Genomic DNA, 16,294 nt, shown 5'->3' with positions numbered 1-16,294 from the left:
GCCCGCCGCTCGTCGGACGCCGGCGCGGCGCCGACCAGCGCGACGCACTCGTCGAGGACGGCGTCGGCCGCGGCCGGCGGGCCCGCCATCGTGCCCACCACCGACGCGGCGGGCGGCAGGGCGGGGTCCGCGGGCACGGTGAGGTGCAGGCTGGCAGCGAGCTCGTCGGGTGCCGACGGCGCCCACCCCTGCCACGCCCGCACGACGGCGGCGGCCGCCTGGCCAGGTGCGGGCAGCGGCCAGGTCAGCCGGAAGCCGAGCATCGACGGTGCGGGCACCGTGGCGAACGTCAACGCGGTGACGGCGCCGAACCGGCCGGTCCCGCCGCGCAGCGCCCAGAACAGGTCGGCGTGGGTGCGCTCGTCGCAGGTGACGACCCGGCCGTCGGCGAGGACCACCTCCGCGGCGCGCAGCCGGTCGCAGGTGAGGCCGTGCAGGCGGCCGAGGACGCCGAGCCCGCCGCCGAGGGTCAGGCCGGCGATGCCGACGCCCGGGCCGCAGCCGGCCGGGATCGTCTGGCCCGTCCCGTCGAGCGCGTCGTACACGCCCGCGAGGGTCGCCCCGGCGCCGACGCGGACCGTGCCGTCGCCCACCGCCACCGCGTGCATCGGCGCCAGGTCGATGACCACGCCGGTGGTGGTGGAGCGGCCCGCGAAGTCGTGCCCGCCGCCGCGCAGGACGGCGGGCAGTCCCTCCTCACGGACGAACGCGACCGTCGCGGCGACGGCCGCCGGCGTGCCGCACCGCACCACCGCGAGGGGCCGCACGTGGTGGAACCGTGGGTCGGCGGGCCGCCGCAACGCCTCGAACCGGGCGGACCCCGGCAGCGCCACCTCGTCCACGACCCGGGCGAGCGCCGCCCAGCCGGCCGCCGTCGTCTGCGTCATGGCCGCGACGGTACGGCGGCCGGCGGGAGCGGCGCTTGAACGAATCGGGCACCCGGCCTCAGGACAGGAGCTCGACGTAGCCGTCGGTGCCGTGGACGCGGATGCGCCGGCCGTCCTCGATGGCGGTGGTGGCGCCGACGACGGCGACGACCGCCGGGAGGCCGTATTCGCGGGCGATGACGGCGCCGTGGGTCATCTGGCCGCCGACCTCGGTGACCAGTCCGGCGATCGCCACGAACAGCGGGGTCCAGCTGGGGTCCGTGTAGGCGGTGACGAGGATGTCGCCCGGCTCGAGGTCGGCGTGCGCGAGGTCCAGCACCACGCGGGCGCGGCCCTCGACGACGCCCGCGGACACCGGCAGTCCCGCCAGCGCACCCGCCGGGACGTCGTCGCGGCGGTACGCGCCGGTGATCGCCTCGCCGTCCGAGGTGAGCACGCGGGGTGGGGTGAGCGTCGCGTACGAGCGGAACTCCTCCCTGCGGCGGTCGATCAGCGACGCGTCGGCGTGGCCGGTGCGCACGACGTCGTGCAGCTCGTCGAAGCGGAGGAAGTAGATGTCGTCGCGGTCGCGGAGCACGCCGGAGCGGACGAGGCGGCCGGCCTCCTCCAGCAGCGCCTGCTTGTAGATGAAGTATCGGCTGACCATCCCGTACTTCGGGTATTCGCGGTACCCGATGAACGTCCGCACCCGGTCGATCTTCTGCTTGGTCTCGCCGGCCTTCGCGGCGCCGTCCGGCAGGGCGCGCAGGCGCTCCAGCAGCTCGTGCTCCTTCGCGAGGGCGTCCCGCCGGCCCTCCTCGAAGCGCCGGGCGGCGGCGCCCGGCGCGAAGTTCCTGACGTTGCCGAGGATCACGGGCACGAGGGTCGCGGGCTCCTCGCTCCACCGCGGGCGGGTGATGTCGATCTCGCCGGCGCAGCGCATCCCGTACATGTCGAGCCACGCCTCGATGGCGTCGCGCGCCTCGGGACCGCCGGGCAGCTTCGCCATGTCCTCCAACGAGAACTCGGCGTGCTCCAGGTAGGCCACCAGGTCCGGGTGCGGGCGGATCACGTCGGCGACGTCCAGCAGCGCCAGGCCCATCTCCGACGTGACGTTGTGCGGCACGGACTGGGTCAGCGGGTCGGAGGCGTTCTTCTCCCCCAGCCACGTCTCGAGGTGCTCGTTGAGCCACCAGGCGGCCTCCATCGCCGACATGAACACCTGGTGGCTGCGCCGGTCGAACAGCAGCCGCCGCAGCTCCTGGAGGTCGGCCTGGACGAAGTCGAGCAGCGCCGTCCCCGACAGCGGGCGGATGGTCTCCCGCAGTTCGGCGATCGAGGCCTGGTGCTGCGCGATCAGGTCGACGACGACGGCCGGGTCGGTCGGGAGCTCCTCCGGCGTGGCGCCGGCCGGCAGCAGGGGCGGGGCCGCCCCGTCCGGCGCCGGCGCGATGTACCCGTCGCGGTCCAGGACGGTCCGCAGCGCGTCGCCGGTCAGCGGGTCGGACCTGCCGATCATCTCCAGCAGCGCGGCCCGGCCGGCCGGCGCGGCGACCCGCGCGGTCACGTCGACGAACAGCCGCCCGCCGGCCTCCGCCATCGGCGCGGGGGTCGTCATCTGCCAGAACGAGAGCCCGAGCGGCTTCATCGCGTCGGTCATCATCTGCTGGTGGCCGACGGAGAGGTACACGTGGTTGGCCCCGTCGGCGCTCTCCGGGATCGGGAACAGCGTGGTGATCGGCCGGCTCTGCACGACGTGCAGGTCGTCGCCGGCCAGGCACCACTCGATGTCCTGCGGGCGGCCGAAGTGCGCCTCGATCCGCCGGCCGAGCTCCGCCAGCCGCACGACCTGCGCGTCGCCGAGCGCGGGCCGGGCCTGCTCGGCGGGGTCGATCGCCCGTTGCGACGTGCCGCCCGCCGGCGCGGGGTCGACGGCGAGCCGCTTGACGCCGATCGTCCTGGCGACGATCGTCCCGCCGCGCACCGTGTACGAGTCGGCATTCACCAGACCGGACACGAGCGCCTCGCCCAGCCCGTTGACCGCCTCGACGCAGACGGACCGCCGGTCGCCGGTGACGGGGTCGGCGGTGAACATGACGCCGGACGCCTCCGGCAGGACCATCCGCTGGACCACCACCGCCATGCGCGCCGCGCCGTCCGGGATGCCGTTGCGTCGCCGGTACAGCACGGCGCGGTCGGTGAACAGCGACGCCCAGCACCGGCTGACGTGCCGCAGCACCTCGGCGGCGGGCACGTTGAGGTAGGTGTCCTGCTGGCCGGCGAACGACGCCGACGGCAGGTCCTCGGCGGTCGCGCTGGACCGGACGGCGAACGTCACCTGCGCGCCGAACCGTCCCAGGGCGGTGGCGATCGCGGCCGCCACGTCGTCCGGGATCGCGGCGTCCTCGATCGTGCGACGGATCCGCGCGTTCGGCGCCGCCGGGTCCGGCGCCGGTACCGCCGCCATCACCCGCTGGAAGGCGGCCGTGGTGACGCAGAAGCCGGACGGCACACGCACGCCGTCGATCCTCGTCAGCGCACCCAGATGCGCGCCCTTACCACCGACCGCATCGATGCTCGTCTCGTCGACCTCGTCCAGACCCAGCACGTACTGCTCGGGCATTCCGAATCCCCCCTTGCTCCGGCCGACGATTCTGCGCCAGGACCCGGGTCTTGCCGCAAGACCCCCGGTGCGGTATACGTTAAGAGTGGCAAGGGGTTATCTCCTTGCCTTTCGTTGTTTCCGGGCCCGCTTCCGAGCACCGTCGGTGGCCGTCCGCATGCGGGCCGCAGCGCCGGTTGAATAGCAGGTGATAGGCCGATTACCGGCGAGTACAGCCCTTGGTGCCACGGGTTTGCTCGCCGATGATTGACGCCGTGGATCACGGGGATGCCGCCATGCCGTCCGACACGGTCGGGCCACTCGCGCGGCCGGTCGGCGTCGTCGAGTCCACCATGCGATGCGAGGACCTCGACCTGATGTTCCGCGCGGACCCGTCGCTGCACAGCGTCGCGGTCATGTACCTCGACGGCGGCATCGGGCTCATCAGCCGCAGCCGCTTCGCCCAGCTGATGTCGGGCCCGTTCGGGTACGGGCGGGCGCTGTGGGCGAGGACCCCGGCCGGGCGGACCGCCGACCCCGCCCCGATGATCGTCGAGGAGACCGCGCTCGTCGCCGACGTGTGCGAGCAGGTGAGCCGCCGGGACCAGGTGCGCCGCTACGACGACGTGCTGGTCCGCCGCCCCGGCGGCCGGCTCGCGCGGGTGTCCGCGGCACGGCTGTACGAGACGCTCGCCGCGCTCATGGCGGTCCAGGCGATCCGCGACCCGCTGAGCGGCCTGGCGAACCGGGCGCGGTTCCTGCACCGGCTGACCGCCGCCTGCCGCGACGGCGACCAGACCGGTCTCGCCGTCGTGTACCTCGACCTCGACCGCATGAAGCACGTGAACGACACGCTCGGGCACACGGTCGGCGACCGGCTGATCGTCTCCGTCGCGCACCGGCTCACCGCCGCCGCCGACCCCGGCAGCGTCGTCGCACGGCTCGGCGGCGACGAGTTCGCGGTGCTGACCCGCGTCACCGGCACGCGCCAGGACCATGCGGCGCTCGCGCTCGGCGAACGGTTCCGCCAGGCCGTCGCCGCGACCGATCCGGCGCTGCCCGCGGGCGCGCACAGCACGGCCAGCGTCGGGGTCGCGGTGGCCGGGCCAGGTGCCGACGGGGCGACGCTGCTGCGGGAGGCCGACGCCGCAATGTACCGCGCGAAGCAGGCCGGCGCCGACCGCGTCCAGGCGGTCCACGGCGTCGGGGCGCTCACCGACGGCCGCGACGACGACGTGCTCGCCGCGATGGACCGGGGCGAGCTGCGGCTGTTCTACCAGCCGATCATCGGCATCGACGACGGGCGCGTCTGGTCGGTGGAGGCGCTCGTGCGCTGGCAGCACCCGCTCCGGGGGCTGCTGACGCCGGACCGGTTCCTGCCGGAACTGCGCCGGCTGCGGCAGCTGCCGCAGCTGGACCGCTGGGTGCTCGACCGCGCCTGCGCCGACGTCGCGCGGTGGGACGCGGTGCTCGGCGACCGGGCGCCGCGGTGCGTCAACGTCAACCTCACCATCGACACGCTCGGCGGCGCCGAGCTCACCTCGCTCGTGCTGGACTCGTTGCGCCGCAGCGGCTCCGCGCCCAGCCGGCTGCGGGTCGAGCTGCCCGAGTCCGCGGACTTCGCCCAGCTGCAGGACGCCGCCGGCCGGCTGCGGGACCTGCGCGACACCGGCGTCGGCATCGTCCTGGACGACATGGGCGCCGGCTCCGCGACCCTGCGCAACCTCTCCGCCCTGCCCGTCACCGGTGTGAAGATCGACCGGTCGTTCGTCGCGGGCATGCTGGACAACCGCAGCGACTTCGCCGTCGTCAAGCTCCTCGGCGACCTGGGCCGCAGCGTCGGCATCGACGTCACCGCCGAGGGCGTCGAGGCCGACGAGCAGCTGGAGGCGCTGCGGCAGCTCGGCGTCCGGTTCGCGCAGGGCTACCACCTCGGCCTGCCCGCCCCCGCCGAGCACCTCACCGCCCTGCTCCGCACCGGCGCCCGCCCCCGCGGCGTCGCCAGCATCCCGGCCGAGCCGGCCGCCCGCCCCGCCACCGCCGGCCGCCACCGCGTCTGACCCGCCGCCGCTCGCTCGCATCGTCCGGCGTCGAAGCCGTTGTCGTCGTCGAGGTCCTCGCCGTGGCCGTCGAACGTGAAGCCCAGCTCGGCGAGCAGCCCGTCGAGCCGCCCGGGCTCGGTGCCGTACGGGTCGTCCGGGTACCCCGGGTTGAAGCACACCAGCTCGCTGCCGCCGGCCGCCCACGTGAAGCTCGGCGTGGTGTTCTCGTTGTAGTAGAACGACACCAGCTCGCCGGCCGCGGACAGCGCCCGGACCACGTCGCGGTCCGTGCACAGGTACCCGTTGGGTTCGATGACCAGCGTCCAGTCGCCGAGCCGCGTCACGACGACGTACTTGAGGTCGGTGGGGTGCGAGGCCCCGTCCTCGTCGACCCACTCCCGCACGGCGTCCTCGGCCAGCAGCGCCGTCTGCGCGGACACGATCGGGACGGGGTCCGCCCCGCCGAGAAGGTCGATGACCTCGTCCGGCCCCGCGCCGCGGACCAACGTGACACAGAAGTCGAGCGGCAGCACCTGCTCGACCCCTGCGACCACGGCTCCACTGTGCCCCGCGGACCGCCCGGCCGCAGGCGAATCAGCGCGGCCGCTCCCCGGACAGCCACGCGCACAGCCCGGTGATCGCCGGGGTGACGTCGGCTCGATCACGGTGCCGGGCACCAGGTACGGCAGCCGGGCGAAGTACATCTCGTACGACTCGTGCTGGGTCGGGCACATGCGGATCGGCAACACGCAATGCACGACCGGCGAGCTGCTGACCCGATAAGGGCTTCCCCTGACCTCGTCCGGCCGGGCAGGATCGACGGAATGACGAGATTCGGGGTGCTGATCGTCGCATTGGTGTGGTGGCTGGCGGCGTGTTCCGCGGCGCCGCCGGTCGAGCGACCGGCGGACGGGCCGGGGGCGACGCTGACCGTCGCCCTCGACGGCCGGCCGTTCCAGCTGCACCTGCCCACCTCGTACGCCACGGGGGCGAAGCTGCCGCTGGTGGTGCTGCTGCACGGGTACCGGTCCGACGGGGCCGAGGCGGAGCGGTACTTCGGGTTCACCGCCGAGGCCGACCGGCGCGGGTTTCTCCTCGCGGTGCCGGACGGGACCAGGAATGCCCGGGGCCAGCGGTTCTGGAACGCGACGAGCGCGTGCTGCGACTTCGAGCGCTCCGGCGTCGACGACTCCGGGTACCTGCAACGGCTGATCGACGCCGTGAAGGCCGCGCACCCCGTCGACGCGAGCCGCGTCTATCTCGTCGGGCACTCCAACGGCGGGTTCATGGCCTACCGCATGGCGTGTGAGCACGCGGACAGTGTCACGGCGATCGTCTCGCTCGCCGGGGCCGTGGACCGGGACGCCGCCGGGTGCGCGCCGTCCCGGCCGGTCGGCGTCCTGCAGATCCACGGCACCGCCGACGACACCATCCGCTTCGACGGGGGCACGAACGGCGGCCAGGCATACCCGTCCGCCGCGGCCTCGGTCGAGCGGTGGCGGGAGCACGACGGCTGCACGGACCAGCCCGCGGCCGCGACGGCGCCGCTGGACCTCGACACCACGCTCCCCGGCGCGGAGACCACGGTGACGACGTATCAGACCGGCTGCCGGCAGGGCAGCCTGGTGACGTTGTGGACGATCCAGGACGGCGGCCACGTGCCGGCGCTGTCCGCCACGTTCTCCGCGTCGGTCCTCGACCACCTGCTGGCGCAGTCCCGGTAGGCGCGGGCACGGCGCGGGTCACGGCACCAGGGCGGGGCCCTGCAGCACCCGCAGGGCCTCCGCGTCGGCGGACTTCGCCAGCACCGACCGCCCCCGTCCGGCCCGCTTCGCCTCGTACATCGCCATGTCGGCGCGGGTGATCAGCTCCTGCTCGTCGGTGGAGGTGTTCAGCGCGATCCCGATGCTCGCACCGACCTCGGCGAGGCCGCCGGGCACCGCGACCGGCCGGGACAGCTCCTCGATGAGGCGCTGCGCCGCCTCGTGCGCGTCCCGCTCGCCGGCCGGGCACAGCACGACGGCGAACTCGTCGCCGCCCAGACGGCCGACGAGGTCGGTGCGGCGGACCGCGTCCTGCAGCCGCCGGGACAGCTCCGCCAGCAGGACGTCGCCGGCGGCGTGGCCCATGCCGTCGTTCACCGCCTTGAACCGGTCCAGGTCCACGAAGAGCAGCGCGACCGAGCCGGGCTCGGGGCGCTCGGCCAGGCACTGCCGCAGCTGCTCGTGGAAGAGCGCACGGCCGGGGAGCCCGGTCAGCGGGTCATGGCGGGCGGCCTCCATGTCCTGCGCCGCGCGGGCGTCGGTGAGCGCGAGGCTGATGTGCTCGGCGAGGGACAGCAGGCTGTCGCGGTCGGTGGCGTCGAGCCGGCGCCGGTCGGCGACGGGCGCGCCGACGGTGCGCCCCCGCGGGCCCGGTCTCCACAGTCATTCGTGCTGCCTGCGTCCGGCCGTCGGCCCTGCGCTAATCGGCCCGCAGCCACTCAGGTTTAGCAGGCTTCGCCACGCGCGCGCAGTCATTGCAGTGGATGGAAGGCGTTTCGATCAAATCCACAAGCATCTCTGTCAAATATTGACGGAACTGATGCATACTCGGGCCGGCTTTCCGTCCGCTGCCACCTTCGCCCTGGAGCGACGGCATTTCGCTGTACCACACGAAAGTCGCAAATCGCCCAATACGGTAGACAGGCCGGTCGCAGCTGGTTGTCAGGCGGCTGCCAGCTTCGGCGGTCAGGTTGTGGGGGCAGACGACCGTCAGGGAGGTTTCGATCGTGGAACAGGCACCGTCATACGAAGGACGCGCGTTCACCCGGCCCGAGGAGGACCTGTACGACCAGGGGCTGGGCTTCGACCTCGGCACGATGGTGCGGCGCCGGCAGCTGCTGCGGGTCTTCGGCCTCGGCGCCGCGGCGATCGGGCTGACGGCCGCCTGCGACTCCGGCGGCGGCAGCGGGAGCGGTACGCCCAGCGCCGGCGCGAGCTCGTCGGGTGCGACGTCCGCCACCGGTGAGATCCCCGATGAGACCGCCGGCCCGTACCCGGGCGACGGCTCCAACGGGCCGAACGTGCTCACCACGAGCGGCGTCGTGCGCAGCGATATCCGCTCGTCCTTCGGCACCGCGAGCGGCACCGCGGCGGGCGTGCCGATGACGCTGGAGCTCAGCATCGTCGACCTCGCCAAGGGCGCGGGCACGCCGTTCGCCGGCGTGGCGGTATACGTCTGGCACTGCGACCGGGAGGGCCGGTACTCGCTGTACTCCGAGGGCGTCACCGACCAGAACTACCTGCGCGGCGTGCAGATCGCCGACGCGCAGGGCAAGGTGAAGTTCACCAGCGTCTTTCCCGCCTGCTACTCGGGCCGCTGGCCGCACATCCACTTCGAGGTGTACCCGGACCAGGCGAGCATCGCCGACGCGTCCAAGGCCATCGCCACCTCCCAGGTCGCCCTGCCGAAGGACGTCTGCGACAAGGTGTACGCCGCCACCGGATACTCCGCCTCGGTGCAGAACCTGTCCCAGGTGACCCTGCAGAACGACAACGTCTTCGGCAACGACGGCGGCGCGCTCCAGCTCGGCACCGTCACCGGCGACGTCACCGGCGGCTACGCGGTCTCCCTGACGGCGAAGGTCGACACCACGACGACCCCGACCGGGGGCGGCGCCCCTCCCGGCGGCGGCCCGGGCGGCTCGGGCGGCCCCGGCGGCCCGCGCCCGAGCGGCCCGCCGCCGAGCCGCTAGGCACTACCGCCGCCCGCCGCCCGCCGCCCGCCGAGCCGCCAGGGACTGCTGCCGCCCACGGCACGCCGAGCCGTTGGGCGCTGCCGCCGCCCGCCGCCGAGCCGCTAGGCGCTGCCGTCGCCCACCGCCAGCGGCGCGGACAGGCGGGAGCGCAGGCCGCGGGGGCGCTGGAGCAGGGCGGCGGGCTGCCCGGTCGCGCTGAGGCCCACCACGACCGGCAGCCCGACGAGCGCGATGAGCCAGCAGGACAGCAGCCGGTAGGTCAGGACGGCGGCCGCCGCGGCCGCGGAGTCGCCGGCGCCCGCGGCGACCAGCGACGCGAGCAGGCTCGCCTCGACCAGGCCGGCGCCGCCGGCGACGAGCGGGATCTGCCGGACGAGCTGCCCGGTCAGGTAGGCGCCGACGAGCGCCATCGTGCCGGTGTCGAGGCGGAACGCCTGGGCGACCGCGACGAAGCACGCCAGGTCGCACACCCTGCGCGCGGCGGCCGCGCCGCCGGCGGTGAGCCAGCACCTGGCCGGCAGCGACCAGCAGGCCCGGGTCGTGTCCACGCCGAGCCGGACCAGCGTGTGGATCAGGGCCCGCCTGCCCCCGGCCGGCGAGGCGCCGGGGTGCTCCGGCACAGTGCGTGGCCGGATGCCGTGGAGCCGGCGGCGGAGCACGACCGCGGCCGCGCCGAGCAGCGCCCCGGCGGCCGACACCGCCAGGAGGCCGGTCACGCTGGTGGACACGGCCACCGCGCACCAGGCGAGGTAGACGAGGACGATCGCCGCGCTCGCCTGGATGCTGGCCAGGACCGTGGTGGCGAGGGCGGCCGCGCTCGTCAGGCCGTGCGCGCGGAACTGGCGGACGGCGAACGCGGTCGACACCGGGCCCCCGGCCGGCATCGCCGTGGACAGTGCGGTGCGGGCCAGCGACACGCCCACCGCCCGGCCGGTCGACATCGCGCCGCCGTAGGCGGCCAGGAGGTGGCGCTGCTGCACCGCGTACATGAGCACCGAACCGGCCTGGACCAGCAGTGCCGCCGCGAGCCACCACCACTGGGCCGCCAGCAGCGACCGCAGCACGGTGCCCGGAGCGGGCAGGGACCCGCGCAGCAGCACGAACGCCACCGCCGCCGCGGCCACGGTGAGGGCGACCCCCAGCCAACGCCGCCACTCCCGCAGCCACATGCGCGTACAGTGCGCCGGCGAGATGAGGACCGGTTGAACGCGACGAGTCGCGTCGACATCAAGGCCGCAGCCACCAGCTGTCGCGGCAATGTATCGATAACTGCGACTTTCATGCGATCCGTGCGGCGATTCGGACCATCCTTCCGCCCACCTTGACCGTCCGGAAAACTCACCCATGCGGTTCGACCCCGATCGATTCTGCTCGGTGGTGTCGGATCTCGGGAGCGTTCTGTGCGGCCTCATATCTCGATCGTGCTCGCCGCGGCCCTCGTGCTGCCCACCCTCGCCGTCGCCGGCCCGCCCGCCTCGGCGGCCACCGCGTCGATCACCTACGAGGCGGAAAGCGGCACCCTGCAGGGTGTCACCGTCGCCGACGCCGTGCCGGGGTTCTCCGGCACCGGATACGTGGCCGGCTTCGACGACCCGGCCGACACCGCCGGGCAGGTCACCCGGTGGGACGACGACGGCACCGCCGATCACCTGCGGCGCCTCGGCCGAAGGTGCCGGTCGCTCATCGCCCGCGAGCGCGTCACTGATCAGCGGCTATGCTTCGGGAATGAGACTCGGGCGGCGCACCAGGTGACGGCGGCGGCGACGGCGAAGCACTCCTGCTGGTCGTATGAGGACCAGCGGCAGTTCGAAGCGTCCGCCAGGACGTTCCTCGCCGAGGGTCTCGCCGCCGGTGAGCGGATCTGGTATGCGAGGGCCGGCGGCCCGGGTGGGCTGGGCGGCTGGCTGGACGAGGCGGCCCGGGCGCACCCCGGCGCGGTCCGGTTCGTGCCGCTGGAAGAGGCGTACCTGGCCGGGCAGCGGCTGGACCCGTCGGCGCAGGTCGGCACCTACACGGCCGCGACGGCCACCGCGGTGGCCGACGGCTACGCCGGGCTGCGGGTCGTCGCCGAGTGCACGCCGCTCGTCGACACCCCCGATCGGCTGTCGTCGTTCGCCGCCTACGAGACGCTCGTCGACCGTTTCATCGCGACCGCCCCGATGCGCGCCGTGTGCGGGTTCGACCGCGGCACGCTCGGCGACCGGGCGGTCGCCGAGGTCGCCTGCCTCCACCCGGCGAGCAACGCCGGCGGCGTGTACTTCACGCTGCGGGCGGGACCGCCCGGCGGGCCGGCCGCGATCCTCGCCGGCGAGCTCGACGTGGCCGCCGAGGAGCTGTTCCCGGCCGCCCTGGCCCACGTCCGGCCCGAGCCGACCGGCGGGACCATCGTCTTCGACGCCGCCGGCCTGCGGTTCGTCGACCACCGCGCGCTGCTGCAGCTGCACCGGTATGCGGAGCGCGCCGGCGCCGACGTGGTCCTGCGCACGTCGCTGGGCATCGTCACCGAGCTCGCCGCGATGGTCGGCGCGGGCCGCGTCCGGGTGGAGCGGGTCCAGTGAGGACCGGCGCTGCGGCCGGGCACACCGGCTACTTCCACGAGGCGATCCGCTACGACTCCGACGAGCACCTCCTGGCGGTCGTGCTGCCGTTCCTCCTCGGGGGCGTCGCGGCCGGTGAGCCGACCATGGTCGCCTTCGGCGAGCGCAACGCCGACCTGGTCCGCGCCGCGCTGCCGGCCGGGTGCCCGGTGACGTTCCTGGAGGGCGGCGACGTCTACGCCCGGCCGGTCGGGGCGATCCGCTCCTACCGCAACCTCCTCGCCGAGCACGCCGGCGCCGGCGCCGGTCAGATCCGCATCGTGGGCGAGCTGTCCGCGGCGCAGTTCGGCGCCACCTGGGACGCGTGGGCGCGGTACGAGTCGGCGATCAACCACGCCTACGACGAGTTCCCGCTGTGGAGCATGTGCGCCTACGACGAGCGCACCACCCCGCCGGCCGTACTCGCCGACGTCGCCCGCACCCATCCCCGCACCGCGCTGCCGCACGACCGGCACGTGCCGAGCCCGCAGTACGTCTCCCCGGAGGTGTTCCTGCTGCAGGACCGGCCGGCCGTCACCGACCCGATCGAGCACGCGCCGCCGGTCGCGGACCTGCTCGACCCGCGGCCCCTGGAGGCGCGCGCCGCGGTCCGCACCGCCGCCGCCTCGGCCGGCGACGGCCTGACCGGCCGGCCGGTCGATGAGCTGGTGCTGTCGGTCAGCGAGGTCGTCACCAATGCGTACGTGCACGGCCTGCCGCCGGTCCGGATGCGGATCTGGGCGGGCCGGGGCCGCATGGTCGTCTCGGTGGAGGACGGCGGGCCCGGCCCCAAGAACCCGTTCGCCGGCCTGCTGCCGACGAGCAGCACCACGTCGGCCGGGCTCGGGCTGTGGATCGCCCACCAGTCGTGCAGCCACATCACGCTCCACCGGGCCGCGACCGGCTACACGGTCCGCATGACCGCCGGCCCGCCGTACACCGGCTGAGCCGGCCGGCAGACGGGCCCGCGTCGATCCCGGCCGGGCCGGTGGTGGCCCGGCCGGGGAGGTGACGGGGAGGTCAGCTCCTCGTCCACTGCTGGTTGGTGCCGCCGCTGCACGGCCAGATGATCAGCTTGGTGCCGTTGGTGGTGCCGTTGTCGTACGCGTCGAGGCACTTGCCGGAGCCGGTGCCGACGATGGTGCCGTTGCTGTTGAGCGTCCACTGCTGGTTGGTGCCGCCGTTGCAGTCCCAGATCTGCACGGCCGCCCCGTCGGCGGTCGACGCGCCCACCACGTCCAGGCACTTGGTCCCGTACACCTGCAGCTGCCGCGAACCCGTCGCCACCCACCGCTGGTTGGCGCCGCCGTTGCAGTCCCACAGCGCGACGGGGGTGCCGCTGGTGGTGGTGTTGTTGGGCACGTCGACGCAGCGTCCGGACTGCACGCCGCGGATGACGGAGCCGCTGAACGGGGTCCCGCAGGTGGTCATGCCGGCGGTGTACGGGCAGACGACCGACGCGAACCCGCCCCGCTCCAGCAGCGGCACCGACAGGGTGTCGGCGCTGGTGACGGTCCGGGTCTCGCGCAGCAGGTTGCCGCCGTTGTCCCGCACGGTCTCCAGGAACCACTGGCCGGCGCCGAGGAACGACAGCGGCGTCTGGTACGTCTTGGCGGCGATGGCGGAGATGCCGCCGAGGTACCACGTGCCGCCGTTGCGCCGGGCGAAGTACGCCTCCCGGCCGGGGCTGCCGCCGAGCAGGCGAGTCTCGTCCCAGGCGGTCGGCAGCTGGTTGAGGATCCGCATCGCCTCGGGCTGCGACTCGTAGCTCTCCGGGTTGTCGCCGAGGTGCTGCCAGCCGGACTCGAAGACGATCGACGTGGCGAGTTCGTGCGCCCGGGTGGTGTCGCGGTTGTACGGGCTGAAGATCACCGGGGTGTAGTCCATGCTGCTGATCGCGTTGCGAGTGAAGGGCAGGATCGTGTTCTTCTCGGCCCGCAGGTACTGCTCGGCGCCGTGCACGGCCTCGGCGGTCATGACGTGCGGCCAGGTGCGCTGCATGCCGCGCGGGGTCGCCGACCCGTGGAAGTTGATCATCAGCTGGAGTTCGGCGGTGCGGGCGAGGATCGCGTCGTACCACTGCAGGGTCGGCTGGGTGAACTCGTAGGAGAAGTCGACCTTGACACCGGCGACGCCCCAGCTCTTGATCTGCGGCAGCCACTGCTCGCGCTGCGCGGCGGTCCACAGCTGGTTGGAGTTGAACCACAGGATGACCTGCACGCCGCGGTCCCTGGCGTACTGCGTGACGCTCGGCGCCCAGCTGGACTGCCAGCCCTCGTCGATGAGGACGTAGCCCCAGCCGTTGCGGGCGGCGAAGTCGATGTACTGCCGCTGCCGGTTCTGGTCCGACGGGCTGGAGTGCTCGGTCAGCCAGGACCATGTGACGGTGTCGGGCTTGACCCAGGAGGTGTTGCTGACCCGCGACGGCGCGGACAGGTCGTCGACGATGGTCGAGGTGGTCACGGAGTTCAGCGACCCGACGGCGGCGGTGCGCCACGGCGTGGACAACGGCCGGTTGGCGGTGATCGAGCCGCTGTCGAGGATGGCGGTGAACGTGCCGGAGCCGTTCTGGTGCTGCAGGCTCATCGCGGCGTACCGGCCGTCGAGGTCGGCCTCGGCGACGAGCGCGAACGTGCCGGCGACATCGAACAGCGCGGGGTTGCGGAAGGTCCCGGTGGCCGCGGCGCCGGCCGTCGTCTGCACCGGGTAGCCCTGGTCCTCGCGGTGCGACGGGAGCAGCCAGCTGTTGGTGTTGGTCGGCACCGACCAGGACGTGGCCTCCCGCTGGATGGTCACCGACCCGGAGCCGGGCAGCACGTAGCGGTAGGCGGCACCGGAGTCCGAGGCGCGGACCACCACGTCGAGCCGGTTGCCGCCGGCGCCGGTGAACGACAGCGTCGACTCGGAGTAGGTCGTCGACCGGTTGCGCTGCTTGCCGGTGGTCATCGAGTAGGCCTCGGTGACGGTCCGGTTGGTGCGGGTCGTGAAGGTCAGGCCCTTCGTCAGGTCGGCGGCGCCGGTCACGATGCCGATCGCCGACGGGGACAGGATCGTGCGGCCCTGGTTGGCCACGGAGAAGCTCAGGGTCCCGTTGTCGTTGAGCGTGACCTGGGCCGACGTCGGGGAGCCGGCGGACGGCCCGGTGACCGTCCAACTGGTGGCGGCCGCCGCGGGCTTCGTCGCGAACGCGATGCCGGCGGTCAGCACCGCGAGCACGAGCGTGCCGCGGAGCAGGGACTTGTGATGTCGCATGGGGTCGTCCTCCGGAAGGGGTTGGCGGAACCTCGGACGGGGGCGAGCTGGGCGTCGCCGCAAATGTCAACGTTGTCAACCACGGCGACGTTGACTTACGTTGATACATGCGCGACTCTGCGGACATTGAACATCTTGATCATGATGGTGTCAAGAATCGGCTTTGCCACGCGAAATTCGTTGCAGTCGATCTTCTCCGACCGCTTGACAACGATGACATGTTGTCGATTTGCTGTGGTGACTTTTGAGTCTCCGAGTTGGAACTTGTTGAATGCCCGTTGCAAGTTCCAACACCCCCTCACCCCTGGAGAAGTCCCATGACCGACTTCCGGCTGTCCCGCCGTGCCGCCCTGCGGGGCCTCGCCGCGGCGCCCGCGTTCTTCGGCGCCTCCGCGCTGCTGTCCGCCTGTGGCGACGACGCGGACGCACCCGCCGCCACCGGCTCCGCCACGGACCCGATCACGTTCGGGTCCAACTATTCCGACGACGCCACCAAGCAGGCGTTCGCCGCGCTGACGTCCGCGGCGACCGCCGCGACGAAGGTGCCGATCACGGTCAACACCACCGACCACAACACGTTCCAGAACAACATCAGCAGCTACCTGCAGGGCACGCCGGATTCCCTGGCCACCTGGTTCGCCGGATACCGGCTGCAGTTCTTCGCCGCGCAGGGCCTGCTCACGCCGATCGACGACGTGTGGGAGAAGATCGGCGGCACGTTCAACGACGCCGCCCGCAGCCTCTCCAAGGGCATTGACGGCAAGCACTACCTCGTGCCGCTGTACAACTACCCGTGGGTCGTCTTCTACAACAAGAGCGTCTTCGCCGCGAAGGGCTACCAGGTGCCCGCGACCTGGGACGACTTCATCAACCTGTGCAAGAAGATGAAGACCGACGGGCTGATCCCGCTCGCGTTCGCGGAGAAGGACGGCTGGCCGGCGCTGGGCACGTTCGACATCATCAACCTGCGGGTCAACGGCTACGACTACCACATCAAGCTCATGAAGCACGAGGTGCCGTGGACCGACCCGGGCGTCACCGCCGTGTTCGACAAGTGGCGGGAGCTGATGCCGCACCTGCAGAACGGCGCCAACGGCCGGACCTGGCAGGACGCGGCCAAGGCCCTGGAGAACAAGCAGGCCGGGATGATGTTTCAGGGCTCCAACCAGGTCGCCGCGAACTACGCCCCCGCGAACCTCGCCGACCTGGACTTCTTC

At 73.1% G+C, this 16,294-nt stretch carries 11 protein-coding genes and 1 pseudogene; 6 read left to right on the top strand and 6 right to left on the bottom strand.

Features of this window, described 5'->3' with window-relative positions:
* The coding region (locus tag AB0I21_RS55705) for an FAD-binding protein (RefSeq protein ID WP_360573916.1) at positions 1-887 on the bottom strand (887 nt) is incomplete at its 3' end.
* A gap of 58 nt (positions 888-945) precedes the next feature.
* Positions 946-3,489: a rifamycin-inactivating phosphotransferase gene (gene rph, locus AB0I21_RS55700; RefSeq protein ID WP_360573914.1), complete on the bottom strand. Its 2,544-nt coding sequence runs from the start codon at positions 3,487-3,489 to the stop codon at positions 946-948.
* 242 nt (positions 3,490-3,731) lie between these two features.
* Between rph and AB0I21_RS55695 the strand changes: the two are divergent.
* A pseudogene (locus tag AB0I21_RS55695) lies at positions 3,732-5,348 on the top strand (EAL domain-containing protein); the annotation flags it as partial.
* Positions 5,349-5,392: 44 nt separating this feature from the next.
* Here AB0I21_RS55695 and AB0I21_RS55690 read toward each other — a convergent pair.
* Positions 5,393-6,064 (bottom strand): DUF6461 domain-containing protein, encoded by a 672-nt coding sequence (locus tag AB0I21_RS55690; RefSeq protein WP_360573912.1) that lies wholly within the window; start codon positions 6,062-6,064, stop codon positions 5,393-5,395.
* A 270-nt stretch (positions 6,065-6,334) separates the two neighbouring features.
* Between AB0I21_RS55690 and AB0I21_RS55685 the strand changes: the two genes are divergently transcribed.
* Positions 6,335-7,234 (top strand): alpha/beta fold hydrolase, encoded by a 900-nt coding sequence (locus tag AB0I21_RS55685; RefSeq protein WP_360573910.1) that lies wholly within the window; start codon positions 6,335-6,337, stop codon positions 7,232-7,234.
* An 18-nt stretch (positions 7,235-7,252) separates the two neighbouring features.
* Here AB0I21_RS55685 and AB0I21_RS55680 read toward each other — a convergent pair whose 3' ends face one another.
* Entirely contained in the window at positions 7,253-7,792 is a 540-nt protein-coding gene (locus AB0I21_RS55680; RefSeq protein WP_360573908.1) for a GGDEF domain-containing protein, read from the bottom strand.
* A 488-nt stretch (positions 7,793-8,280) separates the two neighbouring features.
* Between AB0I21_RS55680 and AB0I21_RS55675 the strand changes: the two genes are divergently transcribed.
* Positions 8,281-9,246: an intradiol ring-cleavage dioxygenase gene (locus AB0I21_RS55675; RefSeq protein WP_360573906.1), complete on the top strand. Its 966-nt coding sequence runs from the start codon at positions 8,281-8,283 to the stop codon at positions 9,244-9,246.
* A 104-nt stretch (positions 9,247-9,350) separates the two neighbouring features.
* Here AB0I21_RS55675 and AB0I21_RS55670 read toward each other — a convergent pair whose 3' ends face one another.
* On the bottom strand, positions 9,351-10,418 hold the full coding sequence (locus tag AB0I21_RS55670) for a lysylphosphatidylglycerol synthase domain-containing protein (RefSeq protein WP_360573904.1): 1,068 nt from the start codon (positions 10,416-10,418) through the stop codon (positions 9,351-9,353).
* A 231-nt stretch (positions 10,419-10,649) separates the two neighbouring features.
* On the opposite strand from AB0I21_RS55670, the gene AB0I21_RS55665 reads away from it, so the two are divergent.
* Positions 10,650-11,807 carry an MEDS domain-containing protein gene (locus AB0I21_RS55665; protein WP_360573902.1) on the top strand — a complete coding sequence of 386 codons (1,158 nt, stop codon included), beginning with the start codon at positions 10,650-10,652 and terminating at the stop codon, positions 11,805-11,807.
* Complete coding sequence (locus tag AB0I21_RS55660; RefSeq protein WP_360573900.1) at positions 11,804-12,772, top strand: anti-sigma factor RsbA family regulatory protein; 969 nt, start codon at positions 11,804-11,806, stop codon at positions 12,770-12,772. The genes AB0I21_RS55665 and AB0I21_RS55660 overlap by 4 nt, the downstream gene beginning before the upstream one ends.
* Before the next feature lie 73 nt (positions 12,773-12,845).
* Here the strand turns inward: AB0I21_RS55660 and AB0I21_RS55655 are convergent, their stop codons facing one another.
* Complete coding sequence (locus AB0I21_RS55655; RefSeq protein ID WP_360573898.1) at positions 12,846-15,077, bottom strand: glycoside hydrolase family 97 catalytic domain-containing protein; 2,232 nt, start codon at positions 15,075-15,077, stop codon at positions 12,846-12,848.
* Between the two features lie 317 nt (positions 15,078-15,394).
* Here AB0I21_RS55655 and AB0I21_RS55650 point away from each other — a divergent pair.
* The coding region (locus AB0I21_RS55650; protein WP_360573896.1) for an extracellular solute-binding protein at positions 15,395-16,294 on the top strand (900 nt) is incomplete at its 3' end.

This window comes from Dactylosporangium sp. NPDC050588, from assembly GCF_040654975.1.
GTDB lineage: Bacteria > Actinomycetota > Actinomycetes > Mycobacteriales > Micromonosporaceae > Dactylosporangium > Dactylosporangium maewongense.
The sequence above is the reverse complement of the archived record's forward strand: the minus strand, read 5'-3'. Positions and strand labels throughout refer to the sequence as shown.